Genomic DNA, 25,896 nt, shown 5'->3' on the forward strand with positions numbered 1-25,896 from the left:
GGTTGATATGAAAGTCGGAATTAAAGGAGATACTTGCTTTACCGTTACAAAAGAAATGTTGGCCAGTCAAGACGGTGACGACACGCTTGAGGTGTTTTCGACGCCGAACATGGTTTTAAAAATTGAACGGACTGCAGCACTCAGCGTCCTTCCGTTCTTAGAAGAAGGATATACGATGGTCGGCGTAAAAGTTGACATTCAACATACCGCGGCAACCCTTGAAGGGATGAAAGTGTATGTCCATACCGAACTGATAGACATCAGTGAGAATGGAAAATTCTTAACTTTTAAAGCGGAAGTATCAAACGATAGAGGAATTATCGGCAGCGGCACCCATGTACGGGCAATTGTCAATAAAAAACGCTTTATGGAAAAACTCCGAGCTTGCAGCACATAATGATATTCACTGGTTTTTACCTACTCACCTGATGCGTTTACCCTGTGACATCGATGCAAAGACCTTGCATTAAGAGAATGTTTTCCGTACAATGCGGGATAAAAAGATATGCTAAAAAGTGCCGTCTAACTAATCCTTGCATAGCTTTTTAGCTCAAGTTTTTATAGGAGTTATTATGAAACGTATTATCCCCCTGTGTTTATTGCTTGCAACGCTCGGTATTGTCCTTTTGAGCGGTGCCTGTGCCTCTACGTCAAAAAAGCATGATCCCGACTTCCTCGGCAATTATCCGGTTCAGTCGTTAGGTGTACTGCATCTCAATATAGTAAAACGTTATTCCAACGATTTACTGCCACGCGACATCAGCTTTGTTTTTGAACCGTCAACCAACACTGTTAAATTCCATCATAAAATGATGGGAGATAATATTTGGATTTCCTTAAAAAAGAAAGAGCGTGTACTTCTACGGGATGCTATTGAACAATACCTCGCAGCCTTCGCAGATAAAACACTGACTCCTGAAGGTGCAAAGAAAAAAGGAGCATTCGGAAAAACTGATATTTTAATGACATGGGGTCTACTCGGTGGAGCACATGAAGCGCGCCCTACTTTGCGGTTCGATTATCAGTTTATTACTCCGCAGCGACCGTATTTCATTCTTGCTAATGCGACAACGCAAGCGAGCGACGGTGCAAACAGCCCCGCCATACGAATTGCAATTTCACCCGCACAATGTCAGGATGTTTTAAAAGCATTGGACGAGAAAGCGCTTTTACAACTTGTAGAAGAATTAAAAGCCGACTATGACAAATACGATGTATTCGATTCAAATACATCAACTGTAAAAAACATAGAGAATACCCCTGAAGGAAGCGATGCACCTGTAAAGCAGGAAGACGTTTCTTTTGATGAATTTTAAAAGCCCTCATTAACTGATGGACATCCTTATCCACCAGTTAATGAGACCAAGTTTGCAAAAGCAAAGTTGGTTTTATAGGAGGAATTATGTGCAATAAAAGGTTATTCGGTTTGGCTGCAGCGGGTATGCTGATAATCGCAATCGGTATTTCCGGCTGTGCGGGAACGCCCCGAAATTCTCGGCCGTTGGTATTTCAGACGGACTTCGGATTAAAGGACGGCGCGGTTTCCGCAATGAAGGGTGTCGCTTTTACACAATCATCTGCGATTCCGCTGTATGATCTTACCCACGAAATACCGGCTTACAGTATCTGGGATGCAGCGTATCGGCTCTTTCAGACGGTAGAATACTGGCCGGCAGGTACGGTTTTTGTATCGGTAGTTGATCCCGGTGTCGGTACCGACCGCGATTCGGTTGTCTTAAAGACTAAGACAGGCCACTATATTGTTACCCCTGACAATGGAACACTTACGCTTGTTGCAGACCGGTTAGGAATTGCGGAAGTCCGTTTAATCGATGAAGCGGTAAACCGCCGGAAAAACTCCGAAAAGAGCTACACCTTCCACGGTCGCGATGTATATGCCTTTACCGGCGCACGGCTCGCAGGAGGAATTATCAGTTTTGAACAGGTAGGATCCACAAAAAAAGAGATTGTCCGTATTCCTTACGAAAAGCCTCGTTTTGATAACGGTTCACTGTTAGGAACTATCCCCGCCCTCGATGTCCAGTATGGGAATGTGTGGACAAATATCAGCCGTGAAACAGCGGATGCATTAAAATTAGCCGTCAATGATGTGGTGCAGGTAACGGTATTCAATAACGGAAAACAAGTATACACCGGCTCTATGCCGTATGTGAACAGTTTCGGTGATGTTCCCGACGGAAAGCCGCTGCTGTATTACAATAGCCTCGATTGCTTATCGATGGCATTAAATATGGATAATTTTGCAGCCGTGCATAAAATCGAATACGGCGGCGAATGGACAGTGACGATCACCAAAGTTACAAAATAACATCCTTTTGAAAATATACGGCGCATTTACTGCGCCGTATTATCCGATAAGACCTAATAGACTGCCGCCTTTTTATTCGTGCGGAGCGTTTAATCCCCCGCCGTTCTGCGTCATGGTTGTTGATTTTCCTGCTAGCGGATGTCCTTTGCTCCGAACACTCATGTTAAGTAGCGGTACTGCCGCGTATAATATTCATGCTCTTATTTTACTCCAATCCATACAAAGTCAACGCATCGGTAAATCCCTGATCTCATCGGGACGCTAAATTGCAGAAAAGTGATAACCCTATTATAATAACGGCAAGGATATACATATATGCATCAAAAAAACAAAACCGACACACGATATATTGCTGTTTTTAAGTCCCTATTCCGAATCTATGCGATGATGGTATTCGGTATCAGCCGGTGGCAAGATTTTATCAGGGGGAAAAACAACCGTACTCACCGCGGCAGCCAAAACAAACAAGAGCAAGCGGTAAAAAACATTCCGGAAGCAGCCGCCGAAAATAACTCAAGCAAAGAAACTACCGGCACTACTGCCGGTAGCACAGGAGAAAATACATCTATCGTTAAGACAGGCCTTTTTATCCTTTTTTTGATATACATCGGCGGCTGCTTTATCGCATTATTCAGGATGATCACGGTAAATCTCTACAAGAGCTTACAGCCATTGGGGATGCAACATCTCCTCTTTGAAATCGAAATAACAGCGCTCTTTGTATTTCTCTTTATTTCTAATTTTTTACTGACTCTTTCTACTTACTTTATCGGTAACATCGAACAAACACTGCGGGCGATGCCTATTCCGTCCCGTATTTTGTTTAGTGCAAAGTTCCTTGCCCATTGTTTACCGGCCATGATTATTTCGATAAGCTTTTTCGGGATTACCGCTGTTACGTATGGACGTTATGAATATTCTCCTGCCTCGTTCTATGCAATGGCACTGATCGGCGCTGTATTTTTTCCGCTGCCGATTATCGGACTGTGCTATCTAATCAATATCGGTGTCATGAGGATAACGAAGATTTTTAAGCAGCGTCGATTCGTGATGATGATTACCGGATTGCTCGGCATTGCAATGGCGCTTGGGATCAACTATTTTGTACAATCGGTTAATATGCTGCGTGACGTTCCCGACTTAGCAGGCACTCTTTCGCGTTACCGGCAGCGCATTTCCGCACTGATACACTATTTATTGCCGGTGCATTTTTTTGCAGACTCCCTTGCGGCCGGTTCTTTTTCCGCAGCGGCCGGTTCTTTTCTGTTGTTTATCACAATCTGCATTGCCGTAGCCGCAGCAATAATCGGTCTGCTTTCAGCGGTGTATGAAAAAACACAGGATGGATTTGATGAACAGACCTTCAAGCGGCTTACGGCATCAGAAACAAAAACCTTAATCCACAGCGGGTTTAAGCACCGTTCAGTCTTTAGTACATTGCTGCTACGGGAAATCCATATAATGAACCGCGAGCCTGCCTACCTTTTAAACGGACCTTTTACCATCATACTGCTGCCGCTCATCTACGGCATTATGTATCTTACCGGCTCGCTTCACCTACCGGCAGGAACGGAAGTCTTTATGCAAAGCAGTGCGGGGCTTGTGATTGCAGGAGTATGCGGCGCTTTTCTCGGCTCGGCAACCGGCATCGCGGCAACAGCCGTTTCCCGTGATGCAAAAAACCTCAATCTGATAAAAAGCCTTCCCCTTTCGATAAAGCGGTATATGCAGGCTAAGCTCGCACATGCAATGCTCTTTGCAGGTATCGGCTCCTTCATTGGGGTTGGCGGCATTACACTTCTTTTTTCGCTAACGCCATTGACCGCTATCGCTGCGTTTATAATCGCGCTCTCGCTCGCCCTGTTCTGCAACCTACTTGCGCTGATGCTGGATACCGCGCATCCAAAGCTCCACTGGGACACACCCGCAGCGGCAGTTAAGCATAATCTGAACACTATCATCATGCTATGTTCCGACCTGTTGCTTTTAAGCATCACCGTAACGGCAGCAACGCTGACGTCTATGCCGCAGCACTGCTATTTGCTGTGTTTTAGCGGTATTCCGCTGCTCGCAAGCGGCATTATGGCACATTTCTTTTGGCCCTACGCAGAGCGGAAAATGAATGAGATTGAAATTTAGATTACGAAAAATCTAAAGCTGAAAACGCGGAAAGAGCATACGGAAAAGACTTATATGCTCTTTTTTATGTAAATCTTCTTTATGATGAGAGAAAGCAAAGATATGCTCTTCCGAACCTGCTAAAAGGAGAATATCATCTGCGGCAAACCGATAGTCAGGTTCAATAAACTCAAAAGTTTCAGAATCTTGCTTGCGTACTGCCACAATATTGAGGCCGAGTTCTTTCCGTAAATTTGCTTCAAGGAGCGTCATGCCGATATATTTTTCATTAATGTTTACTTCCGCCAGTGCAAGATCCGCTGAAATCGGCAGAAAATTCAACAACAAAGTTGATGCCAACATCGGCATAACCCGCTTTGCCGCTTCACGGTCGGGAAAAATCACCTTGGTTGCCCCGACCATGGACAGCAAATTCTCATGTTGGTCGGTTTCGGCCTTTACGACAATCTCTTTAATGCCGAGCTGCTTTAAATATTTGGTTACCATCAGCGAAAGCTCAATTCTACCGCCCAGATCAACAATCGCAGTACCGATTCTTTGAGGAATATTTCTACGGAGACTCTCTTCATCGGTGATATTTACGACAGAGCCTTTAACAGCCTTGCCTTCATACTTTTTAATAAGATTAGGATCCTTATCAATAATGATAACTTCATCGGTAAAACGGAGCAGTTCTTCCAACATACGGACACCGAACGCGCCTAAACCGATAATTGCGAATCTATTCATACTGTCTCCTCTTTACCGATACATATTATGCATCATTCGGCGCTATGCCCCTTTTGTGAAGATTTAAAGATTTTTTCCGATCGCATAACATAAATACTGAAGCCGATAAAAAGCAGTAAAAGCACAATTCCGATAATCTTCATAAAATGACTGCCCCTTTGCCCGAGAAAGTAGACCAGCCAGAATAAAGCCGAAATATTGCAGACCGCTGCAATAGCGTCAAAACAAGCAAACTTATAAAACGGAAAATTGACAAAGCCGGATGTCATTGAAATAATATTACGTACACCGAAAGGAATAAAACGTCCACACAAAAAGGTAAAAAAACCGTGCCGGTTAAGGGCACGGGAAATACGAATGACACTATTTTCGCTTATCAATTTTGAAAAGAATCTGCTGGAAATCCTGCCCCTCCCTAAAAGCCATCCCCAAAAGTACACAAGGCAATCACTAATCACTGCTCCAAAATAAAGAGCAGCATAGAAGGCAGGAATAGATGCTTTCTCTTGTTTACAGAGCAAGGCTGCAGTAATAACAATGATATCTTCCGAAATCGGAAGGTTAAATCCTCCGAGAAGCAAGCTGATAAAAATAACCAACGGAAAATAAGAAATATACTGCCCTATCCACGCGGCAATTGTATGAAACATTGAAACAATCTATCATACCTCCGACAACTTTTCAAGTTCGGCGATCCAGACGGCAGCGTTCATATCGCTCGGCATTTGCCATATCCCTCGCGGAGAAAAACTGCCGAAACCTACCTGCACACCGTCGGGAGCACAGGAACGTTTAAACTGCTGAGAAAAAAGCCGCCGGTAGAAGATACGCATACAGCCGAGTATCTGTTGACGATTATACCGTTGTTCCGTAGAAAAACAATGTTCGGCAAGCAGAAGAATTTTTGCAGGACTGAAATCCGTATGGAGAATATAATATAAAAAGAAATCATGCAGCTCATAGGGACCGAGTATGTCCTCGGTTTTTTGTGTAATAACCTGTTTTTGTGCAGGCAGCAGTTCGGGACTAATCGGCGTATCGAGAATATCCTGTACAACGGCGTAGAATTCGGTATGCTTATCGGCATCCGGCAAAAAGGCGGTTGGATAGGCTGCAACATAGCGAATACAATGGCGCAACAGTGTTTTGGGGATACCGGCATTAACGTTATACATCGACATGTGATCACCGTTATACGTTTCCCAACCGAGCGCCGATTCGGAAAGATCCCCCGTGCCGACAAGCAGTGCACCGAGCTGATTTGCTTTATCCATCAGAATTTGGGTACGCTCACGAGCTTGCGCGTTTTCATAAACGGTATTGCAGAGATCTGTGGGATGTCCGATATCCGCAAAATGCTGCATCATCGCTTTTTCTATGGGAATAGTCAGGGCGGTACATCCAAGCAACTCGGCAAGCTTGAGCGCATTGGACTTGGTTCTATCCGTTGTTCCGAATCCGGGCATAGTAATTGCCGTAACCGAATCGGGTTTCTGGCGGAGCATTCGAGAAGCAAGGACTGAAATAAAAAGCGCCAATGTGGAATCCAAGCCGCCCGAAATTCCGAGCACGGTTTTTGTACACCCCGTATGGTACATACGCTTAGCAAGCCCGCGTCCCTGAAGTTCTATTACCTGCGAGAAAAAGCTCTCCCATGCTTGCTCGTTATTTTGTACCGCAAGAGGGATGAACGGATTGGGGTTGCGCGGACGGACAAGCAGTACCCCTCGGGAAGGAATGGTCGGGATAACAATACGGCGGCAAGCCGACGGACTACGGCCGAGACCGGAGGGAGCCTCGCAATCCATATCTGCAAGGGTAATAGCAGCTTCATCTTCATAGCCGGAAAAATTGAAATCACCTGATGTTTTATTAAAGGTGGATAGCTCAAATCCGTTTGCTGCCGCCAACAACTCGCCGTTTTCATAAATACCCCGCTCGCCCGCACAGGCAGTATCGGTTGTAGATTCCCCCCAACCGGCGTTGACAAACAAAACCGTATTTCTTTCCTGCTTTGACCGAGCAGCAGCGCTGCGGCAGAGTTCCGTAAAAGAACCTGCAAACGACGCCTGTGCGAGCGGCTCAATGTAGAGCGCCGATCCTGTTACCGTGAGAGTATTGTCCGCCGCCGGAGAAGTGTTTTTGTTTTCGGCTTGACTTTGATTCCGTGCATTTTTTTCGCTGCCGATTACAAACGAAAACCGGCTTTTTTCCACTTCAAACAGCAAATCCGAACCGAACGGAACAGCGGTATTTTGCAAGCCGGTAAGAATTACCGAGGATTCTCTTCCGTCATATATGGAAAAAACGCGGGAATGTACGGTTCCATCAAGCGGTACAATACCGTAGATAGTCCCCCTGCTGAAGACGGCAACAGCACTGTAGATGTTCCCTGAAAAAAAGAATGGGAAACCGAGCACACCGATAATAGGCTCCATGGAAGTTTGCCGGACGATATACTCAAGTCGATCTTCTGCAGCATTCAATAATGACCGCTGCCCAAAAAGGGTACCGCAGCTGGCGGATGTGAGCGCCAATGCAGGGAATACGGCAATATCGGCGCCCATTTCGGCGCTTTTTCGCAATGCACTGATAATTCGCTCGGCATTACCGGCACAATCTCCAACCGCACAGGGAGAAACTACCGCAGCAACCCGATAAAATCCGTAGTCGTGTATATTCATTTTTCACCTCCCCGTTTTTGTCGCTTCAGATGCGGCAGTTCTTTTCGTTTAAAAAGTTTGCGAAAGCCTGTATGTTGCTTCCTTTGCGTACGTAAAAGAAGGACAACTTTTAGCCAATTTGTAATAGAGATCATTTGCTTGTACGACAAATCCCTGTCGGTACAACAAATCGGCAAACTGCAAAAAGACATTCCAAATTTGCTTGGTTTCCGTCCAGTGCAGGATTTCATTATTTGCACCGATTCTCAGCAATAGATCGGAAAAGTCGCTGTACCTATACATAAAATCCGTCTTTTTCAACGTATCGCTCAAATAGGTAACTGCGATATCGGCTCCGAGCAGCGCAGTCCTGAATGCGCGGTCGTATTCTTCGACACGGAGATAAATATCGGTCAGTTCAATATAAGCACGAAGCGCTATATCATTATGATGCCGGTATAATGAAAAAAACTTTTCAACCGTCTGTTCATTTTTAATCGTATGGATCATCGCTCTCAAGGTTGCACTTTCAACATTGGTAGTTCCATACACAGGATCTTCCGTTAAAATGAGAAGAAGATATTTTTCTTGATCGTCATACTGCTTTAATAAGCCGGAAATTTGAGCAAGCGAATAAATAATTTCAAACCGCATATCGGGGATGTATAAGAAGTCTCTCGCTTCCCATGCTGCCTGATAAAACCGGCGAGACTGTGTCAGTTCTCCTTCCAGCTCATAGACCTTTCCGATTAGATAATCGCATTCGGGATAAACATCGCTCTTCTTTAACCACGCAAGTACTGCAGAAATCGACTTATCAAAATAAGCAGGAGGATGAATAAGAAAAATCCTATCGAGGATTGCACACGCTTCATAATCCTGCCGCTTTTCCAACACGCGGTATACGTCCGAAATAAGATCACCGGCAGCCCTTACCTGATGCGGTTTAAGCGCGGCAAAAAGATAGTCATACTGAGCGGTTACCTGCGTTTTATGCATTTCACGCGCTTGCCTGAACAAAAGGAGCGCTTTACCGAATTCACGTGCTTCATACGCAACCTTTCCTTGCTCAAGCAGATGCCAAGGGTATTCAAGCGAGTCGGTCGATACTTTTTGTGCATACAGAAACACACTGATAAGGATTGTAAAACATACTATTACAAACTTTTTCATAAACTCCTCAGCTCCTCCTCAAAGACCGCATCGATAACCGTATTTTTTTCCGTTTCCGTCAAGCCTTGTATATCGATACGCCGAACGATAACGCCCCTCTTAAACAATAGGATAACGCTTTCCGCGCCGGTAATCCCGATGTCGGCAAATTTTCCCTCGCCTGGCCCGTTGACAACACATCCCATCACTGCAACCGTCAAATCTTTCTTTTCGGCAAACAGCCGATGCTGCCATCGTGCAACAAAACCGTGAACATCAAACCCATTGCGGCCGCAGCGGGGGCACGACACAAGTCTGATACCGCCTTTCCGTTTACCGCATTCAATCAAAATTTCCCGCGCTGCAATAACCTCATTTTCCATAGTATCGGAAAGGCTCACCCGCACGGTAGCGCCGATATTCCGTTCAAGCAGTTTTGAAAATGCGAGGGCGCTTTTGACAATCCCCGAAACCAAAGGACCCGCTTCCGTAACACCTAAATGAAGCGGCGCAGTGGACCGGGCGGCAAACAGCTCATTGGCAATGATAGTCTCTTTCACCGACGATGCTTTCATCGACACAAGATACTGCGTAAAGCCGTGTTTATCGAAAAGCGCCGCTTCTCGCTGCGCCCCCGCTACCAACGCGGCTGCCCTCGCCTCCTCCGCATTGCGTCCTTCGCGAATTTCCTGCTCCATACGGTTTCGTATATCGACGGGGAGAGAGCCGCTGTTAACCCCGATGCGGAGCGCCGTTCCGGTATCCTGTGCTTTTTTAATAACCGCGCTCACCCGCTCTTCCGTTCCGATATTCCCCGGATTGATACGTATCTTTGCGGCGCAACCATCCATACAGCGCAACGCAAGCCGATAGTCAAAGTGAATATCGGCAACAAGCGGCATCGGCGTCATTCCGGTAAGCTTTACAAACGCTTCAGCGCTTCCGGCATCCGGTACGGCAAACCGGAGAATGTCGCAACCGAGCTGCTCCAGTGCAGCTATCTGTCGTACCGTCTCCTGTAATGTATCCTCACGCAACGGCTGCTTCCACATAGTCTGGATAGCGATGGGGGCATCGCCGCCGAGTTCAATGCTCCGAACGCTGCCCTTGCCTCCTATCCGTAGTTTTTCCGCCGTATACATATCTTCTCCAATCAGCGTTTATTTTCCGGCACTTGACTTTGATGAATACCGGCAGCTTTTAAAAAGAGGATGCCGCCCCGTTGCTGAATTTTTCCCAATACTTCTATCGGACGCTCAGCATCTATTCTGACCGAAAAATTACAAAAGATAGGAACAACACCTTCCAGCTGAATACGCTCACTATACCCCACCAAAAGATCGAAGCTCGTATTGTCCCCATTGGATTGTACATTTGTTGCACGCCCCGACCAAATGGTCCAGCAATCAAGATAGAGCGGAATATCGGCGCGCACATCGCTATAGGCGGGAATATCCCGAACGGTATCGAATCCCGGCGTTGCAAAATAATCCATCAACAATCGCGCTTTTTGTTTAATCGAATGAGCAGCGTTCGACGATAAAATACGATTAACTTCAATCTGCGCAAGATTATCCCTCGAATCCTGAAAATATTTCTGCGCATTCCGATATGCCGCAAGTACCTCTTTTTCCGAAAGTGTATATCGATACGTTCCGCTCGTATCAATCGGGCGCGCTTTTTCGTCCGACAGCAATGTGAATGCCGAAAGATCTGCCCTATTATTATTCCGCGTCCATGTCGGCAGAGGTTTTTTCACCAATACCGTTAGTGTAATTACCACGACACACACGGCGCCTACAAGACAGCTAAACAAAGCTATTCTTTTTTTAATATAGGACTGCACTCCGGGACGGGGGTAAAACTTTTTTATTTCGCCCGATTGAACGGCGTCCCCTATTGCTTCCGGTGTATTATGTGTCCGGATAAAATCCAATCCGCTACGTGCCAATACATGATTAGGATTATACTCAATTGCTTCCAGATAATAGTCGATCGCACGTGCGGTATCACCACGCCGTAAAAACAACACAGCCTGCGCACACAGTAAATCGGGATCAGTCATTTTAATACGCCGTGCGCAGGTCAAATAATCAACAGCTCCGCCGATATCCCCTGCATGCAAACAAGCAAGTCCTAAATATAGATAAAAAGGAAACGATTTGTTAAACGAAGCATTATACACGACATCTTTCGCATCACCCGACACAACGTATTGCGTAACATGGGGTTCCAATAAATTGATGACCTGTTGATAATTCCCCTTTGCAAATTGTTTTTTTGCTTGTTCAAGAATCGATGACGGCATTATTCTTCCTGCATGGCCTCTATAGCATTATCTACTTCCGTGCGTAATTTCGCAATCTCTTCCATAGATAATTCGTCGGGAGACTTTTCAAGCACCGCAATTTTATCCAACAGCTCCTGTACATACCGGTAATCTTTTTTCGGTTCTTCCGGTTTTCCCAAGGCATCCTGTTGAGCAGATTGAGCGACCGAGGATTGCTCTGCAGATACTGCCGATGCGGGAGTATTATCGTCAGGCTGTGTTTTAGTGGTGGCAGCGGGTTGATTTGCCGAAACAGGACGATAGATCGTCGTAACAGTCAAGTTTCCCACCGGACCGGTAGCAGATCGGCTGGTTTTCTCCGGCGCTGCTTGTGTCTGTTGAGTATATGCTGAATATGCTGTTACCGTATCAGCTGCATTTCGGTAATCGTAAAAGCCGATACAGTTTGTAACACTGAACGTTTCTTTATAGAGTACCTTCTTCTCAGACCACACGTATAAAAGCCCCGGATCGGAAAATGCATACTTACGGAATGATCTGCCGCTTACGTAAGAAGGTAGCCACTTCTTTGTTACCAGTCGCTCCCAATTTGCAATATAAACAGCTGTCGGTACCGTTACATATTCATTTCGTAAGAAGAAGAGGCAAGCATATCCTCTATCTGCAGAAAAGATAACGGAATCTTTTTCCAACACCGGCTGCAGCATCAGTTCCGCTCCGATTTCACTGCGCAAGTCCGTATACAGCGGAACAAGATTTTTTTCACCTAACGAAGTGTCAAATAGAGCCTTTAAACCGATATCGGCAATATCCCCCGAAATATTTTGAATTTCAGTTACAACTTTTAAGATCTTTCCCGTTGAGCGCTGTTTTGAAGGTACAAATGAAAATGTCTGAGTCGCCAGAAAATCCATGCTGATCTGGAACATAACCGTTATCTCGTTTTTTGACTGGCTAATGATAATTTTCTTTCCGCTTTTATTATTAAGATGGAATATCTTACCATTAAAGAGCACCGAATAAATATTCACGGAAGATTGAGAGCGATCATCATACAGCGGCTCATACACACGGGCATCTTCGACCTTTGAGTGATATAAACAAAAATTACCCGTATTAGGATAAATAACCAACTTTAACGGATCACTGATCATTTCGACTGTATTTTCCGCTGCAAATAATCCGCTCAGCACCCATGCCGAGAGGCATAATAGAATCATCTTTTTATTGGGTAGCCACATTATTTTACTCCTTTGATATGCTGTTCATAGAGTTTTTCCAAGGTTTGGGTACGAGCTTTCAATTCCGCCAGTTCCAGACGGCGCCTTTCAAGTTTTTGCCGCTCGGCTTCTTCTTGTTCTTTTTGTTGCTGCTGTTCCCGTATACGCAGATTTTCCTGTTCTTCGCTTATCAGAGACAGCGTTGCAGAAATTTCATTGATTTTTTTCTCCAACGCTCTTAAACGGTCGGCAAAGTATTCGGTCTGTTTTTCGTCCGCTAACGGAGCTGTCTCCCCAACCGGTGCAGCTTCGGTACTGCTGCCCGTGCTATCTGACGCAATTGGAGCATCTGTGTCATCGGATTTCGGTTCGGCGGATTCGAATGCTTTTTCAGTCTGTGCCGATGCAGGTTGTGTTTCATTCGCCATCTGCAAGAGTTCCTCCCGGACCGATTGTTGATCGATAAGCACGATTTTATATCGAGCCTCGTTCACCTTTCCCGACTGAGGATAATTCACGACAACTTTGCTAAAAATTTGACGGGCTTCGGTGTGATTCCCCGTTGCGTAAAGATTTTCACCTATCCAATAATAAGCTGATGGAATCTTTGGATGATCGGGATACTTTTCAATAAACCGATAGAGGATATCCGACGATGCTTCATACTCACCTGATAAATGTAAAAGCCGCCCCTTTTGATAACTCACTTCGGCGGCGCGTTCATCTTCAGGGGCTGCTTCCAAAAACGCATCGGCATACTTCAATGCACGTTCATAATTTTGTGCAGAAGCTTCGGACATTACCAGCCAGTAGAGCGCCTCTGTACGATCATTCGGTTCTGCTGTAATAAGTACCCGCTCAAATGATCCCTCCGCAACAGTCCAATCGCCGCGGCTGTATGCATCCAAACCGCTCAGTAAATCGGCGCTTTCGGCAAAAATACTGCAGATACCAAAGCACACAAGATAAGCAAATACTAATTTTTTTTTCATTTCTTTATCTCTCCGGAAAAAAAAGATGACCCCGAAACAACAACATCGGCGCCGGCATTGCATACAACCGGAAGTGTTTCCGCATTAACGCCGCCGTCAACCGAAATCAAATAGCGATAACCGTATTTTTCACGGTATTCACACAGTTTCTCAACCTTGCCGAGACATTGGGGAATCATCGTTTGTCCGCCAAAGCCCGGATTAACCGTCATTACCAACACAAGATCGACGAAGGGTAACACCTCATCTAAAAGATGTACAGGGGTTGACGGTACGATGCTGATACCGGGTTTCATACCTGCGGCACGGATTTCCGTAATAAGCCGATGGGCATGTATTGCCGCTTCAATATGAAACGTAAAATAATCGACGCCCGCCGCCGCAAAATCTTTCACAAAATCTTGAGGACGAGCAACCATTAAATGCACGTCAAAAGGAAGGGTGCTTTTACTTCGCAAGCTGCGTACAACGGGAGCGCCGAACGTTAAATTCGGTACAAAAGCTCCGTCCATCACATCAAGATGAACCCATTGTCCCCCGTTTGCTTCAATAAAGTGTAGTTCTTCAGCAAGCCGTGAAAAGTCTGCACTCAATAAAGACGGCGCTAATATAAACGATGCCCCCATCGTCTTTAAACCCTCCCATAAAAGTCAAGAAGAAAGTACCAACTTTCAATTGACTTTTTACGCACTTTCGCAACAAAGTGCAAACATACATATAATATACAAGATACCGATTACAATATCGGAATTTTTTTCAAAAGTTTGAACCGGCCATCAGCATTAAGAAAAAAATGAACTACGGAATGATCGCATCTTTATGATACCGGCAATCGAAATTTTTTCTTTGCATTGCGTGTTATCTTCTTGAATCACCAAGAGTGCATCATGTTCCGTTTTTTCAATTGCAATAGGAACACCCACAATTATCCGACGGCCGGAAACCCCATCAATCGACACTTCCAAACGGCTGTTGTCGGCAATTGCAGTTTCCGCAAGGTGAATTTTCCCTAAAAAATCAAGCCCCGACACTTCTCGAACACCGTTATCTGTCGGCGCTCCATTCAGCTGTTCTTTAGTGATGATAAGCTTTTTTGCAATTTTTTCCTTCAAGCCTTGCTTATTATACTGATCGATCGGCATCGTATCTACAACAGCTTGCAGTTCCCGAATATGTTCGGAATAGTCGTTTTTCTGTTTGCATTGAATTGTGCGCCGTTTTTTCGCTTTTTTATCAAAGCGGTCAAGCGCGGAATGTCGGTATTCAATAGAGGCAAATCCGGCAGCAGTATATTGTCCCGTACCGCCCGTAGTATAAAAAGTTACATCCAGACCGGCGGACTTGATCATCATACGAACCGAATCCAAATCCATCTGCTTTATCAGATACACACCGTCGGCTAATTCCTTATAGATGATATCCTGAAGCCCTGCATTTTGTTTAAAAAGCTTCCGTTTTTCCTCTGCAACGGTTATAACAAACCCGTAGTACAGACCGACGGCGGTACACTGTAAGTACCATTCGGAAATGCTCACCTTTATATTTTGAGGGATTATCCCGCCGGAAGCTTCCTCAAGTAAGGCGATCAAAGCTTTATCGGTACAGCACCGCTCAAAACAGCGCAAACAAGCGGCACGTGTGATGGTAAACCTGCCGGTTGTCAAAATAGATACCGGTTCCATGCAACTGAGCACCGGAAATATCCGCCCAAGAGCGGTAAAGGGTAACATAGTTATTTCAAATGAAGGAGCGGCAATCAACGGCTGCTCTACCGATTCTTGATTAAAGGAGGCCGTATTCAACTGCCAATATTCCCCGACCGGCAGCAAAAACTTAAGCGCTTTGAGCGTATCGATCATACGCAGTTCATCCTCTATCATCATATCAGGGAAAATCGAGACATCTCCGTTTGTTTCGGCATGTAAACGCAGGAATAAAAAATCAAAAAAGCGCTTCAATGCGATATCATCATACAGCCCACGAGGATCAAGCGAGGTTAAAAAATCCGAAAAGAATTGCGCCCGTTTTTGCATACTCTCACGACGTGCATGGCCGTACACTGCGGCGATAGTATACATCTTTCGGTCAAACGGCTTTTGCTTAAAAAACTCCTCCCATCGCCCTTGCTGGGGAGTAAGGCTTGCGGACTCCACTATCAGCAAACCGAGATTTTGTAAGCCGGTACAGAGCGTTTTAAAACAGCCGATATCAGTTGCTGCATCCTGAAAAACCGCTTTAAGCTGCTTTTCGGCTTTTACTTTAAAAGCGCCGTTCATCTTCAGCACATCGGTTTCTTTGAGGAAGAAGGTATAGAGTCCGGCCAATACGATATCATCGCAAAGCGTTGCCTCACTCTGAAGTTCCTGTTCTCGCTGCGGTAAAAAAAGCGAGTGTGCATCCAATAAAGGTTCGACGGATTTATACAAAAACGGATTAATGCGGTAGTTGTTGATTAGTCTATCGTAATCATCGGTATAACAGTCCCGATAGAGAACAAGCCGCTCTTCCAAATTGGTCAGCCGAGTCTGTAAGGCGGTTTCAGAAGATAAAAATATCAATAATGAACCGCGGTTGGTCACCGGCAGTGTATGAACGGCTGTTAAAATCAGCAGGTCGAGGCGATCAAGGCTTTCTATCATCGTCCGCTGTGTTTCGGGCTTCGACAAAAATCCACCGAGGCTCTCTACGAGGCGTTGCTTATTAAAAGGCGTTTTAATTTTCCCCAGATACAGACGCATTAAGAGAAAAAACGTCCGTTCAGGAAGCTGCAGCATCGCCTCCTTCCAATCTTGATAGCCGTTTATCTTCATTATACTAACGATAGGTACCGCACTACAGGGCAACGATTGAGCTTTTTAGCTCGATGAGTTTTTTTTCGCCGTACAAGGCATCAACCAAGGCAAAAGCAAACTCTTCAGCAGCTCCGGCTCCGCAGGCGGTAATAAATTGGCCGTCTCGGATGACACGCGCTCCTTTTATGGGCTGTGTCGGCAAATCCTCTCCCATACCCGGATAGCAGGTAAATCGTTTCCCTTCAAGCAAACCCCATCCGCCAAGCGCTAACGCCGGAGCTGCGCAAATTGCCGCAACTAATCCGCCGTGTTTTGCCGTCTCGGTTATAAAAGAGCGAAGTTCGGCATTTTTACTGAGTGTACGGCTGTTCGGGAGGCCTCCCGGCAGGATTGCCAGTGCAGTACCTGCCGTCAACTGCTCGACATTTTTTTTCGCATTTGCCCCCTCGCCGATTAGCTCGGATAAGGTAATGTCACAGGTAACAGCCAGTCCGCGAGATGAGCGAATAACTTTTGCACCGACTCCGACTAATGTCAAATCGGCTCCGCAGCGGCGTAAATAATCAAGCGGCGTAATCGCTTCAACTTCTTCAAATCCGTCTGCGATGAATAAAAATATTTTCTCCATTTATACCTCCGAAATTTCGTGCAAAAAGAAAAGAACCGCTTAAAATATTTCCAGTACGGTTCTCTGCTGTTTCTCCCCTCAGACTAACGTTTTTTTCGTTCGGTTTCGGATTGACATTCGATGCACATCAATGCATAAGGAATAGCCCGAAGCCGGTCTTCCGGTATTTTTTTTGCACACTTGATGCACTTACCATACTTTCCCTGCTCGATACGCGCAAGAGCGGATTCAATGAGCTGCATCCGTTTGGCGTCTTTTTCATTCATACTCTCCAGCATCTTCCGGTCGGTATCTTCCGAAGCAATATCGCCGAAATCCTTAGGATCAACCGATTCAATAATCTGCTTAAAACTTTCATGGTTTGCTACAAATGTTTTGATAATTTCGGCGCGGCGCTCATGCAGAGATTGCTTCATCTCTTGATAAAACTGTTTCTCCATCTATTTTTGAAACTCCTTTTTTGTACCTTTTTCCATTAGTTGACAAACTAATGAATAGATTTTACAATTATAAGCGTTATTTCAGTAAAAAAGCAACTGAAAACTTCTAAAAACTGAAGTTTTTAGAGATTTCTATTAGATTCTTTTGCGATGTTTTATTTTGGAGGAATTGTGGCTAAAGAAGAAGCAATTGAAGTTGAAGGGATTGTCAAAGAATCCCTTCCCAACACGATGTTTCGTGTTGAATTAAAAAACGGTCATGTCATTTTGGCGCATTTATCGGGAAAGATGCGCAAACATTTTATTCGTATTGTTCCCGGCGACAGCGTAAAAGTTGCGCTCTCTCCCTACGACCTAAACAGAGGGAGAATTATTTTCCGCGAACGCTAACGACTGCTTTTAAAAAACGATACAAACGCTATTTTCAGGTTTTTAACGCCTTTCACAAGCAACGGCACACCGATAAAAAGACTTAAAAAACCAAAAGCATATATAACACGGAAACTGAGCAATCCGAGCCACAGATATAAGATACCGGCGAGTAAAGCTCCCAATCCTCTGCGATGCGAAACAGGCTCGTTTTCCTGCTCCGGCGAATGGTAGAACGTCCAGTGATACGATGTGCCGAACATCGTATCATCATCTTCTTCTGCAAACGGGTTATAGGTAAAGGGATTCTGCCGTGCATACTGTTGTGTGTAGGTTCCATATTGCTGCGATGCAGTGCCGCCGAGGTCATAATCGGCGCGTTTCTTGGAATCCGACAATACGGAATACGCTTCGTTTATCTTTTTGAACATTTCTTCGGCGGACGCATTTCCCTGATTTTTATCGGGATGATATTGCAGCGCCTTTGCACGGTATGCTTTTTTTATCTCTTCATCGGAAGCAGTTTTAGAAACTCCCAGAACCTCATAATAATCCATACGCCTAGCCTATCGTCGTGCCTTTAAAGGGGCAATCGTTTAAGATGTTATCGAGATTATCCAAATCGGTACCTCCGGCACAGATGACCTGTATCCCCGCTTTCTGCGCGCGCAGGCTTGCAACCGGATCAAAAGGAACATTTTTTCCGGGTATCCATTCCGTACCGACCAACCGAATAAATTGCTCCCATGAAATCGTATCAATCGGTTTTGCATCGGGATTTTTCTTAGGATCGTCGGTATATACTTTTTCAATATTTGACAGGTTGATCACCTGCTTTGCCGAAAAGCGCTCTGCCAGCAAAACCGCATCGTTATCGGTGGAAAAACCCGGCTTCCAACCGGCGGCTATCAATACCTGTCCTGAAAAAAGCTCCACTGCCGTAGGGTCATACACAACAGGATTAGGGCACATATCCGAAAAAATTGCTTTTAAAAGCTGCGCATTAAGCCGCGTCGCCATAATCCCAATCCAATCGGCTTCATCATTTGAGGGCGTGTTATCGGTAATATTTTTATATGCTTGTTGATACATTCGAGCTGGGCCGCCGCCGCCGACAACTAAAATCAGCTTTCTATCAGCCGATACGCTGAGCCATCTGCGTATATGGGAGGAAAAATCCCGTAAAAAAACTTCATTGGGCTGTTGAGGCACTACGATTGAGCCGCCCACCGATAAAACACGTACCATAAAGCTCCTCCTCATCCGTATTGATAGTTTCCCCTTTAGATAGCGAAACAATTAAAAACGATGCCGGTTACCGTCCATTTACAGGCTGTTTTACACTTTATAATGTAATAATTAATTTAAAAAAATGCAATTCTTTTAATACACTCCCGTGATCTTTGGAATACGCCAGAGTGCACTGTAGCCGCTGATATTCGGCGTGGCTTCTTCCCAAATAGACCGAAAGGCATAGCTTCGCACTTTTTCCGTCGTTTTACCGTTCGGTAACATAGGCGCTTGAGTTTGATACCCGCGTGAAAACGCAATATGATAGGCATCCAAATTGCCGAAATACCATCGCCCCTTATCGGCAACGCCGGTATCAAAGGGAATACCGGACGCAAGCGCCGGATCAACGGGAACCCAGCCGAAACCATTTATATAGAACTCTGCCCACCAATGCAATACCGCTTTTTGTTCCGCGTCAACCAATAGTCCGGCGGCAGGAACAGCCGGTACACCGGCTGCGCGGGAAAGCGTACAAAACAGCAGCGCAAGGTCATACGAGCTGCCGTTCTTTTCTTCCAAAGCAGTGAGAATAGACCGACCTGCATCTGCCGCACTGCTTCCCCGCGCTTTTAGCTCGGAGGTTAAAAAGGTGTAGATACGCCATGCTTTATTATAAGGGTTCGTTTCAGAGCCGACAATCTGCCGACACATCTTTTTAATGACGGCATGATCGGCAGGGAGAAATTCATCAGCTTCGGTATATGCGGCATATAAAAGCGGATTATTTTGTCCCGTTTTCCTGAGAGAAGCGACGTTGACATTCGTTTCAACTCTACTGCGGGATACGCTGTATTCTTGCCGGATCTGTATTTTACTGCCGGATTCAACATTATGAAAACGGTAAATACTCGCACCCTGATATGACGGTACAAACGGCTCCGGTTGAACGGAATTAATGGTAACGGTGCGCTGTGTTTCCGTTTTTTGCGGCAACGGTATCTGCAAAAAGAACGTATTCGGTATCTCAGCAAGAAAATCGGAAATTTCAACTTCGGAAACAAGACGATATGTCCTTGTATCCGTATAGGTTTTAGTACCGTATTTGTTTTTTAACCGGAACGGCACAGGATTACTTATTCCCGCTTCGGTAATAATCACGACATTTCCCGTATCTGCGGCATCAGGTACCCGTATCCGCAATTCACGATCGCTCCAAAATTCGTAATCGAAGTCCGATTCGCTGCATTCAGCGCCGGTCAACACCGCTTCTTTTGCAGTATTTTGCGCATAAACGGCATTCTGCGTTCCTGTAAATAGGACAACCGAATCATTCCGCGCGTGACCAAAGTTTTTACCGTGAATGGAAATCAGATCTCCCACATTGCCGGAATCGGCTTCCAAAGAATCGATAAACGGAAGATTTTCGTCTGCGGTACGTTTTGAGCTAACCGGAAAAACTGTCTGATTTACCAGCATAACAGCATTTCCTTGCTTATTCTTAGTCACCACGTACAGCATATCTTCATAAAGCGTATCGGGCGCTTCAAAAACGATCTTCGTATCCGTCCATTCAATACACCGGTCGGATTTAATTTTGTTATTGCCGATCATCAGCCACGAATGGATTGAAGGCTGTCCAAAATTCTTACCAGCTACGGTGACTCGTTCACCCGGTACGGTAACTTGAGGAGACACAGCGATAATAACATTGGAACGAATGGTAGATCGAGAAAGGAAAATAATACCGGCTATTATACCACCGATAACAAATGAAAAAACAAGAAAGCGAAAAAAGGGATACTTTCTTATGAGATAAAAAAGTTTCATCGATTGCTGATTCTTATATTGGGATCGGCAATGATATAGAGCGGTTGATGCTCCAATGAAAGCGGAAACGACGAAGAAGAAATTTTAAGATCGACTGTAGATTCAACCGGCTGAAATAAATTTTCATCTTTTGAATATAAGCGAGTAAATTCACCGACCGTAAAGAACTTAGCATTGGTATTCACCGATTTGGTCGATACGGCATAATTTTGAGTGCCGTTTGTTTGCGTAATACCGTAATCTATTTCGGTAATAGGCTTTTGTTTTTCAAGCGAAACGGGAATAATCGGCGTGAAAGAAGATTGCGCAGCAGTAACCGAATTAACGGTATATTCTACTCTGAAGAACAATACGAGCGGCAGCAAGACAAAAATCAGAACAGCCGCAGCTGCTGCAGGAACAGGAATACGAATAGAAGAAGAAAACCAACGCTCACCTGAGTTTAATCCCCATCGTCGCTCTTGGGCTTGCAGTTTATTCTGTAATACGGCATTTCGCTTTTCAAGCAATTTAGCAAAAGAAGCACCCGCATCAAACTCCGCTCCGGTCGTAGGTTTTTGCATATAATGGTGTATCAGCTCATATTGACCGTATATCTTTTTACAAGCAACGCATTGCTGTAAATGCTGTTCTATTGTTCCCTTCCAAGGAAAAGGAATTTCACCGTCGATATAAGCAGACAAAAGATCTTTATTAGGGCATGTAGACATTATCTTCTCCTATAACTTTTGCTAAATATTCCCGTGCACGGAAAATACGGACTTTCACATTTCCTTCGCTAATACCAAGGATACGTCCAATCTCCTTATAATTCAACTCGGTATATTCGCGAAGCTGTAATACAATCCGCAGCTTTTCAGGCAACTGCTCCAATGCATGCTGTACATCTTGAATTGTTTCATCTTTCAAGAGCGCAGTTTCACCGGAGTCCATTTTGCGCTGATCTTCTTTAAAGGCACGCGTATATACTTTCCGCTCCAACACTCTCCGCTTTGCATAGTTAAGCGCTGCATTTTTTACCACTCTAATGAGCCAATACTTTGCATCGTTTAATGACGGAAACTTCATTTCTTTTTCCGTCATCTTAATCAATGCATCATGGCACAGATCCTCGGCAGCATCCTCTTCTCGTACAATATTATAAGCAACCTTGTACAGTGCAGGAACTGCCGCATCATAAATGGTTTTAAAATCCTTATCGGAAAGCGCATCTAACGGCGCTAATTCATCAAACAACTTAGTCTCCCCAAAAGTTACATCTTGCGCCACAGCGTTCCGTTTGCCGTATCTTCCAAAGCAATTCCGCGGTCTTTCAGCACGTTACGGATTTCATCCGCCCGTTTAAAGTCCTTATTCTTTTTCGCTTCCGTCCGTTCAGCGACCAAGCGTTCGATTTCTTCTGCATTATCGACCGATTCCATACCGGTATGAAGCGCCGCTGCTTCTTCTATTAAATGTAATGCAAGAACCGTATCGAAAATGCGAATTAACGTGATAGCTTCGCTTGCTTCAAGCCCCTTATCTTTCACTACCTGTTGCAGTACGGAAAGGGCGCGCGGCGTTGAAATATCTTCTTCAAGCGCCTGTATAAAGTCCGCCAGATAGCAGCGTGCTTTTTCAGTACGGAGCAGCGAAACCGACTGTTCGGCTGTCAGATTGTCGGAGGGAAAATCGGGAAGCGTTTTGGCTTCGGCAAGCAGATTGGCAATCCGCTGTTCAAGGTTTTTGCGTGCATTTTTTGCAGTATCCATCGCTTCCCACGAGAAGGTAAGCTGGCTGCGATAATGTCCTCCCAACAGCAGGAACCGGTAATCGAGCGGCGCATAGCCTGCATCAATAACCTTATCTAACGTGATAAAATCGCCGGTAGACTTGGACATCTTCCCTTTGTTCATCACCAAAAACTCGTTATGGAGCCAATATTTTACCCATTTTTTGCCGGTTGCCCCCTCAGACTGAGCTATCTCGTTCGTATGGTGTATACGGATGTGATCGATGCCACCCGTATGAATATCGAACTGCTCGCCTAAATACTTCATACTCATAGCGGAACACTCAATATGCCACCCGGGGTATCCCCTGCCCCACGGAGAATCCCACACTAAGGCCTGATTTTCGAACTTACTCTTGGTAAACCAGAGCACAAAATCATGAGGATTCCGCTTATTTTCATCAACTGCGATACGTGCACCGGCTTTGAGATCTTCGAGATTAATCGAGGCGAGTTCCCCGTATTTAGGAAAGGTCATAATATCATAGTAGAGGTTTCCGCCTGCCGAATACGTATGCCCGTTTGCTTCAATCCGTTTGATCAGCTCTATCATATCGGATACGTGGTCGGTAGCCTTGCACACAACATCGGGGCAGCGGATGTTAAGCCGCTCGGTATCCTTAAAGAACGCTTGAGTATAGAAATCGGCAATCTCCAACACGCTCTGTCCGCGTTCCTTTGCCGTTTTAACCATCTTATCTTCGCCGTCATCAGCGTCGCCCGAAAGGTGTCCAATATCGGTTATGTTCATCACATGGGTTACCGCATAGCCTAAAAACCGCAGCAGGCGAAACAGCGTATCTTGAAATATATATGCTCGTAAGTTACCGATATGCGCATAGTTATATACGGTCGGCCCGCAGCCGTAAAAACCTACTTTTTTCGGATCGACGGGTACAAACTCTTCCATCCTATGTCCTAATGTATTATATATGCGTAAACTCATAAAAATCTCCCTATAATAAACGATTGCCGCTTTTATAAATGCCGCTGATAGTATATAGTGTTTTAGTATGTTTAATCTAGAAGAAAAAGAGAAAAAAAACAGCTTCCCGGTTAAAATCCGTGATATAATACAAAAAAATGTCAAATTAAGTCCATTTACGAGTTTCAAAATCGGTGGAAATGCCGATATATATATTACGCCTTCATCGCCGGAGGAGTTGGAGACAGCGCTTGCATTTATTAAAGAAGAGCAGATACCGGCGATACTGCTTGGCGGAGGAACAAACCTACTGATTCCGGATGAAGGAATACGGGGAGCTGTTATCCATACCCGCAGATTAAATAAAATCATGCCGGTGGAATCTGCGGGAAAACGGTTTGTTCAAGCGGAAGCCGGAGCGCTGATGCAGGATCTAACGGAATTCTGTGCAGATCACGGTCTTACAGGCTTGGAAGATTTTGCAGGGCTTCCCGGAACAGTGGGAGGAGCTGTCTTTATGAATGCCCGCTGTTACGAAAAATCGATTTCCGACGTATTGGTTTCCGTATCAGTGTTGTGTTTTTCTGAAAAAGGCTGCACAATAAAAGAGTTCAAATACCGCCAAGAAGACTGGGGTTATAAACGCTCACCGTTTCAGCCTCAAAATAAACGGTATGCAGAACTGAATGAAAGCCGGACGGTGATACTTTCCGCAACGTTCCGAGTTGAGCAAGGAGATACAATGCGCATCCGTAAAATAATGGAGAGCCGCATTGCGGATAGGACAGCGAAGGGGCATTTTAAACTCCCTTCGGCGGGCAGCGTCTTTAAAAATAATCATGCATTCGGAAAACCATCCGGTCAGCTGATAGATGAAGCCGGCTTACGTGGTCTGCGAATAGGAGACGCTCAAGTGGCACCGTGGCATGGAAATTTTATCGTGAATGCCGGTTCTGCAACTGCACAGGAGATTGTGGAACTAATTGAGACAATTCAAGAGCGGGTGAAGGATAAAACAGGGTTTGAACTTGAACCGGAAGTTATTTTTGCCGGATAGAGGGGCTTACGCACATTGCGACAGACTGGTATTATGATGACAAGCAAAAAAATAAGAGGGTAATAAAGTGCTTCAATTATCTTTTGTAAATTTTAAACGTGGGTCTTATATCCTCATTGAAGGGAAATCCGATACCGATCGTTTTTATATTATCCAAAGCGGGCAAGTACAAATTGCAAAGCAAAACGAGGTCGTAGCGGAAGAAGAAGGAAATCTCCTCGGGCCGGGCGACTTTTTAGGCGTTATTGCCTGTATGGCTCACCATAGTCAAATTGAAACGGCTGTTGCAGTTTCCGATGTAGTGCTGATTGCCGTACACTATACACAGTTTCCGGAATTAATAGAAAAAAACACTCCTATTGCAATGAAGATTATCTACTCTTTTAGTAAAAAGATGCGGTATTTGGACGAAGCCCTTACCCGAATTACCCTGAAGCGTAATATCGAGACCGATATTTCCCATCTTTTTACTATCGGCGAATATTACCTGAGAATGTCAAAGTTTGAGCTTGCATTGTATGCGTATTATCACTACCTAAAAGAAAAACCGGACGGACAATATGCCGAAACGGCGCGGAAACGCTTTATGGCAATAAAATCAACCGGTGTAAAAGCGCCGATTGAGATGCTCGAACCGGATACCAAACAAATGGTTCGGGTGTATAACCGTGAATCAATGATTTTCTGCGAATGCCAATCAGGGACGGAACTATATATCATTCAAAAAGGTCGAGTAAAAATTTCTAAAATTGTGGACAATAGCGAAGTATTACTTGCCGTTCTTAGAGAAGGAGACATGTTCGGAGAAATGGCGCTGCTTGAGAATAAGCCGCGTTCGGCCACAGCTATTACCGCAGCGGAAGAGTGTCAGCTTTTAGCAGTAAACCGGCAAAACTTCAACCAAATGGTTACAACTCAGCCCCAACTGATTGCTCGCTTGACTACAACCCTCGCCGACCGCATTTGGGCGATGTACAAGCAGCTCGCAAACACGCTTATCCCTGTTCCGCTTGAAAAGATGTACGATATGCTGAGTATTCAACTTGAAAAGCTACGGATACAGCCCGGTGCAGGCAAGCAGCACACCTTCTTATTCGGCCCTGCGGAGCTTGCCAAGATGTGTAGTATTCCCAAAGAACAAGTCTCGCAAGCGATTGCAGAGTTTCTAATGACCCCGATTGTACGCAGTACCGATGACAGCATCATCATCACCGATACACTTGAGCTGTCAAAACAGACTGCATACTTTAAAAAGATGCAGGAAATTGAACAAGCCCGCAAGCAATCCCGTGCAAACGAACCGACCTATCGCGGAAAACCGGTCTGGTGATATGCAAGGA

General features: G+C 45.1%; 25 protein-coding genes. 7 read left to right on the top strand and 18 right to left on the bottom strand.

Going from position 1 to position 25,896, the window contains the following annotated elements:
• Nucleotides 1–7: 7 nt before the first annotated feature.
• From ABK01_RS09825 to ABK01_RS09840, 4 genes are all read left to right on the top strand, one after another.
• Nucleotides 8–397, top strand: coding sequence for a thioesterase family protein (locus ABK01_RS09825; protein WP_212565277.1), 390 nt, complete (start codon nt 8–10; stop codon nt 395–397).
• 175 nt (nt 398–572) lie between these two features.
• Nucleotides 573–1,316 (top strand): hypothetical protein, encoded by a 744-nt coding sequence (locus tag ABK01_RS09830; RefSeq protein WP_253675502.1) that lies wholly within the window; start codon nt 573–575, stop codon nt 1,314–1,316.
• Between the two features lie 86 nt (nt 1,317–1,402).
• A complete protein-coding gene (locus ABK01_RS09835) occupies nt 1,403–2,329 on the top strand; it encodes an SAM hydrolase/SAM-dependent halogenase family protein (protein ID WP_253675503.1) in 927 nt (308 codons plus the stop codon).
• 315 nt (nt 2,330–2,644) lie between these two features.
• Complete coding sequence (locus ABK01_RS09840; protein WP_253675504.1) at nt 2,645–4,468, top strand: putative ABC transporter permease subunit; 1,824 nt, start codon at nt 2,645–2,647, stop codon at nt 4,466–4,468.
• 12 nt (nt 4,469–4,480) lie between these two features.
• Here ABK01_RS09840 and ABK01_RS09845 read toward each other — a convergent pair whose 3' ends face one another.
• From ABK01_RS09845 to ABK01_RS09900, 12 genes are all read right to left on the bottom strand, one after another.
• Nucleotides 4,481–5,197 (bottom strand): potassium channel family protein, encoded by a 717-nt coding sequence (locus ABK01_RS09845; RefSeq protein ID WP_253675505.1) that lies wholly within the window; start codon nt 5,195–5,197, stop codon nt 4,481–4,483.
• A gap of 32 nt (nt 5,198–5,229) precedes the next feature.
• Complete coding sequence (locus ABK01_RS09850; RefSeq protein ID WP_212565280.1) at nt 5,230–5,847, bottom strand: DedA family protein; 618 nt, start codon at nt 5,845–5,847, stop codon at nt 5,230–5,232.
• 12 nt (nt 5,848–5,859) lie between these two features.
• The gene (locus ABK01_RS09855) at nt 5,860–7,881 is read right to left on the bottom strand and encodes an NAD(+) synthase (protein WP_253675506.1); all 2,022 of its coding nucleotides are present in this window, start codon (nt 7,879–7,881) and stop codon (nt 5,860–5,862) included.
• Nucleotides 7,882–7,929: 48 nt separating this feature from the next.
• On the bottom strand, nt 7,930–9,033 hold the full coding sequence (locus ABK01_RS09860; RefSeq protein WP_212565282.1) for a hypothetical protein: 1,104 nt from the start codon (nt 9,031–9,033) through the stop codon (nt 7,930–7,932).
• Nucleotides 9,030–10,154, bottom strand: coding sequence for a (E)-4-hydroxy-3-methylbut-2-enyl-diphosphate synthase (ispG, locus tag ABK01_RS09865; RefSeq protein WP_253675507.1), 1,125 nt, complete (start codon nt 10,152–10,154; stop codon nt 9,030–9,032). Before ispG ends, ABK01_RS09860 begins: the two co-directional genes overlap by 4 nt.
• A gap of 11 nt (nt 10,155–10,165) precedes the next feature.
• On the bottom strand, nt 10,166–11,320 hold the full coding sequence (locus tag ABK01_RS09870; RefSeq protein WP_253675508.1) for a tetratricopeptide repeat protein: 1,155 nt from the start codon (nt 11,318–11,320) through the stop codon (nt 10,166–10,168).
• Complete coding sequence (locus tag ABK01_RS09875) at nt 11,320–12,543, bottom strand: hypothetical protein (RefSeq protein ID WP_253675509.1); 1,224 nt, start codon at nt 12,541–12,543, stop codon at nt 11,320–11,322. The genes ABK01_RS09870 and ABK01_RS09875 overlap by 1 nt, the downstream gene beginning before the upstream one ends.
• Nucleotides 12,543–13,514, bottom strand: a complete 972-nt coding sequence (locus tag ABK01_RS09880; protein ID WP_253675510.1) for a tetratricopeptide repeat protein — start codon at nt 13,512–13,514, stop codon at nt 12,543–12,545. The genes ABK01_RS09875 and ABK01_RS09880 overlap by 1 nt, the downstream gene beginning before the upstream one ends.
• Entirely contained in the window at nt 13,511–14,140 is a 630-nt protein-coding gene (gene rpe / locus ABK01_RS09885; protein WP_212565284.1) for a ribulose-phosphate 3-epimerase, read from the bottom strand. The genes ABK01_RS09880 and rpe overlap by 4 nt, the downstream gene beginning before the upstream one ends.
• Before the next feature lie 156 nt (nt 14,141–14,296).
• Nucleotides 14,297–16,324, bottom strand: a complete 2,028-nt coding sequence (locus tag ABK01_RS09890; RefSeq protein WP_253675511.1) for a hypothetical protein — start codon at nt 16,322–16,324, stop codon at nt 14,297–14,299.
• 22 nt (nt 16,325–16,346) lie between these two features.
• A complete protein-coding gene (locus tag ABK01_RS09895) occupies nt 16,347–16,934 on the bottom strand; it encodes a DJ-1/PfpI family protein (protein ID WP_253675512.1) in 588 nt (195 codons plus the stop codon).
• Nucleotides 16,935–17,017: 83 nt separating this feature from the next.
• On the bottom strand, nt 17,018–17,374 hold the full coding sequence (locus ABK01_RS09900; RefSeq protein ID WP_212565287.1) for a TraR/DksA family transcriptional regulator: 357 nt from the start codon (nt 17,372–17,374) through the stop codon (nt 17,018–17,020).
• A gap of 171 nt (nt 17,375–17,545) precedes the next feature.
• Between ABK01_RS09900 and infA the strand changes: the two genes are divergently transcribed.
• Nucleotides 17,546–17,764, top strand: a complete 219-nt coding sequence (gene infA / locus ABK01_RS09905) for a translation initiation factor IF-1 (protein ID WP_016523428.1) — start codon at nt 17,546–17,548, stop codon at nt 17,762–17,764.
• Here infA and ABK01_RS11730 read toward each other — a convergent pair.
• The 6 genes from ABK01_RS11730 to ABK01_RS09935 form a co-directional block, all read right to left on the bottom strand.
• Nucleotides 17,761–18,300 carry a DnaJ domain-containing protein gene (locus ABK01_RS11730; RefSeq protein WP_305880059.1) on the bottom strand — a complete coding sequence of 180 codons (540 nt, stop codon included), beginning with the start codon at nt 18,298–18,300 and terminating at the stop codon, nt 17,761–17,763. The genes infA and ABK01_RS11730 overlap by 4 nt on opposite strands.
• A gap of 4 nt (nt 18,301–18,304) precedes the next feature.
• Nucleotides 18,305–18,991, bottom strand: a complete 687-nt coding sequence (gene pyrH, locus ABK01_RS09915) for a UMP kinase (RefSeq protein ID WP_212565289.1) — start codon at nt 18,989–18,991, stop codon at nt 18,305–18,307.
• A gap of 135 nt (nt 18,992–19,126) precedes the next feature.
• Nucleotides 19,127–20,803, bottom strand: coding sequence for a transglutaminase domain-containing protein (locus ABK01_RS09920; RefSeq protein WP_253675513.1), 1,677 nt, complete (start codon nt 20,801–20,803; stop codon nt 19,127–19,129).
• Nucleotides 20,800–21,513 (bottom strand): anti-sigma factor family protein, encoded by a 714-nt coding sequence (locus ABK01_RS09925; protein WP_253675514.1) that lies wholly within the window; start codon nt 21,511–21,513, stop codon nt 20,800–20,802. The genes ABK01_RS09920 and ABK01_RS09925 overlap by 4 nt, the downstream gene beginning before the upstream one ends.
• Nucleotides 21,497–22,039 carry an RNA polymerase sigma factor gene (locus tag ABK01_RS09930; RefSeq protein ID WP_040859137.1) on the bottom strand — a complete coding sequence of 181 codons (543 nt, stop codon included), beginning with the start codon at nt 22,037–22,039 and terminating at the stop codon, nt 21,497–21,499. The genes ABK01_RS09925 and ABK01_RS09930 overlap by 17 nt, the downstream gene beginning before the upstream one ends.
• Nucleotides 22,040–22,056: 17 nt before the next feature.
• The gene (locus ABK01_RS09935) at nt 22,057–23,520 is read right to left on the bottom strand and encodes a cysteine--tRNA ligase (protein ID WP_253675515.1); all 1,464 of its coding nucleotides are present in this window, start codon (nt 23,518–23,520) and stop codon (nt 22,057–22,059) included.
• A 67-nt stretch (nt 23,521–23,587) separates the two neighbouring features.
• On the opposite strand from ABK01_RS09935, the gene murB reads away from it, so the two are divergent.
• Nucleotides 23,588–24,556 (top strand): UDP-N-acetylmuramate dehydrogenase, encoded by a 969-nt coding sequence (gene murB / locus ABK01_RS09940; RefSeq protein WP_253675516.1) that lies wholly within the window; start codon nt 23,588–23,590, stop codon nt 24,554–24,556.
• Between the two features lie 67 nt (nt 24,557–24,623).
• The gene (locus tag ABK01_RS09945) at nt 24,624–25,886 is read left to right on the top strand and encodes a Crp/Fnr family transcriptional regulator (RefSeq protein ID WP_253675517.1); all 1,263 of its coding nucleotides are present in this window, start codon (nt 24,624–24,626) and stop codon (nt 25,884–25,886) included.
• Nucleotides 25,887–25,896: the final 10 nt, after the last annotated feature.

This window comes from Treponema sp. OMZ 305, assembly GCF_024181325.1.
Taxonomy (GTDB): domain Bacteria; phylum Spirochaetota; class Spirochaetia; order Treponematales; family Treponemataceae; genus Treponema.

Coding starts and splice junctions, on each gene's coding strand:
- ispG (WP_253675507.1), bottom strand. CDS start 10,154: ATGTATACGGCGGAAAAACTACGGATAGGAGGCAAGGGCAGCGTTCGG.
- ABK01_RS09875 (WP_253675509.1), bottom strand. CDS start 12,543: ATGTGGCTACCCAATAAAAAGATGATTCTATTATGCCTCTCGGCATGG.
- murB (WP_253675516.1), top strand. CDS start 23,588: ATGTTTAATCTAGAAGAAAAAGAGAAAAAAAACAGCTTCCCGGTTAAA.
- ABK01_RS09900 (WP_212565287.1), bottom strand. CDS start 17,374: ATGGAGAAACAGTTTTATCAAGAGATGAAGCAATCTCTGCATGAGCGC.
- ABK01_RS09845 (WP_253675505.1), bottom strand. CDS start 5,197: ATGAATAGATTCGCAATTATCGGTTTAGGCGCGTTCGGTGTCCGTATG.
- ABK01_RS09880 (WP_253675510.1), bottom strand. CDS start 13,514: ATGAAAAAAAAATTAGTATTTGCTTATCTTGTGTGCTTTGGTATCTGC.
- ABK01_RS09850 (WP_212565280.1), bottom strand. CDS start 5,847: ATGTTTCATACAATTGCCGCGTGGATAGGGCAGTATATTTCTTATTTT.
- ABK01_RS09895 (WP_253675512.1), bottom strand. CDS start 16,934: ATGGAGAAAATATTTTTATTCATCGCAGACGGATTTGAAGAAGTTGAA.
- ABK01_RS09890 (WP_253675511.1), bottom strand. CDS start 16,324: ATGAAGATAAACGGCTATCAAGATTGGAAGGAGGCGATGCTGCAGCTT.
- rpe (WP_212565284.1), bottom strand. CDS start 14,140: ATGGGGGCATCGTTTATATTAGCGCCGTCTTTATTGAGTGCAGACTTT.
- ABK01_RS09830 (WP_253675502.1), top strand. CDS start 573: ATGAAACGTATTATCCCCCTGTGTTTATTGCTTGCAACGCTCGGTATT.
- ABK01_RS11730 (WP_305880059.1), bottom strand. CDS start 18,300: ATGGATTATTATGAGGTTCTGGGAGTTTCTAAAACTGCTTCCGATGAA.
- ABK01_RS09835 (WP_253675503.1), top strand. CDS start 1,403: ATGTGCAATAAAAGGTTATTCGGTTTGGCTGCAGCGGGTATGCTGATA.
- ABK01_RS09925 (WP_253675514.1), bottom strand. CDS start 21,513: ATGTCTACATGCCCTAATAAAGATCTTTTGTCTGCTTATATCGACGGT.
- ABK01_RS09855 (WP_253675506.1), bottom strand. CDS start 7,881: ATGAATATACACGACTACGGATTTTATCGGGTTGCTGCGGTAGTTTCT.
- ABK01_RS09825 (WP_212565277.1), top strand. CDS start 8: ATGAAAGTCGGAATTAAAGGAGATACTTGCTTTACCGTTACAAAAGAA.
- ABK01_RS09870 (WP_253675508.1), bottom strand. CDS start 11,320: ATGCCGTCATCGATTCTTGAACAAGCAAAAAAACAATTTGCAAAGGGG.
- ABK01_RS09935 (WP_253675515.1), bottom strand. CDS start 23,520: ATGAGTTTACGCATATATAATACATTAGGACATAGGATGGAAGAGTTT.
- ABK01_RS09920 (WP_253675513.1), bottom strand. CDS start 20,803: ATGAAACTTTTTTATCTCATAAGAAAGTATCCCTTTTTTCGCTTTCTT.
- ABK01_RS09860 (WP_212565282.1), bottom strand. CDS start 9,033: ATGAAAAAGTTTGTAATAGTATGTTTTACAATCCTTATCAGTGTGTTT.
- pyrH (WP_212565289.1), bottom strand. CDS start 18,991: ATGGTACGTGTTTTATCGGTGGGCGGCTCAATCGTAGTGCCTCAACAG.
- ABK01_RS09840 (WP_253675504.1), top strand. CDS start 2,645: ATGCATCAAAAAAACAAAACCGACACACGATATATTGCTGTTTTTAAG.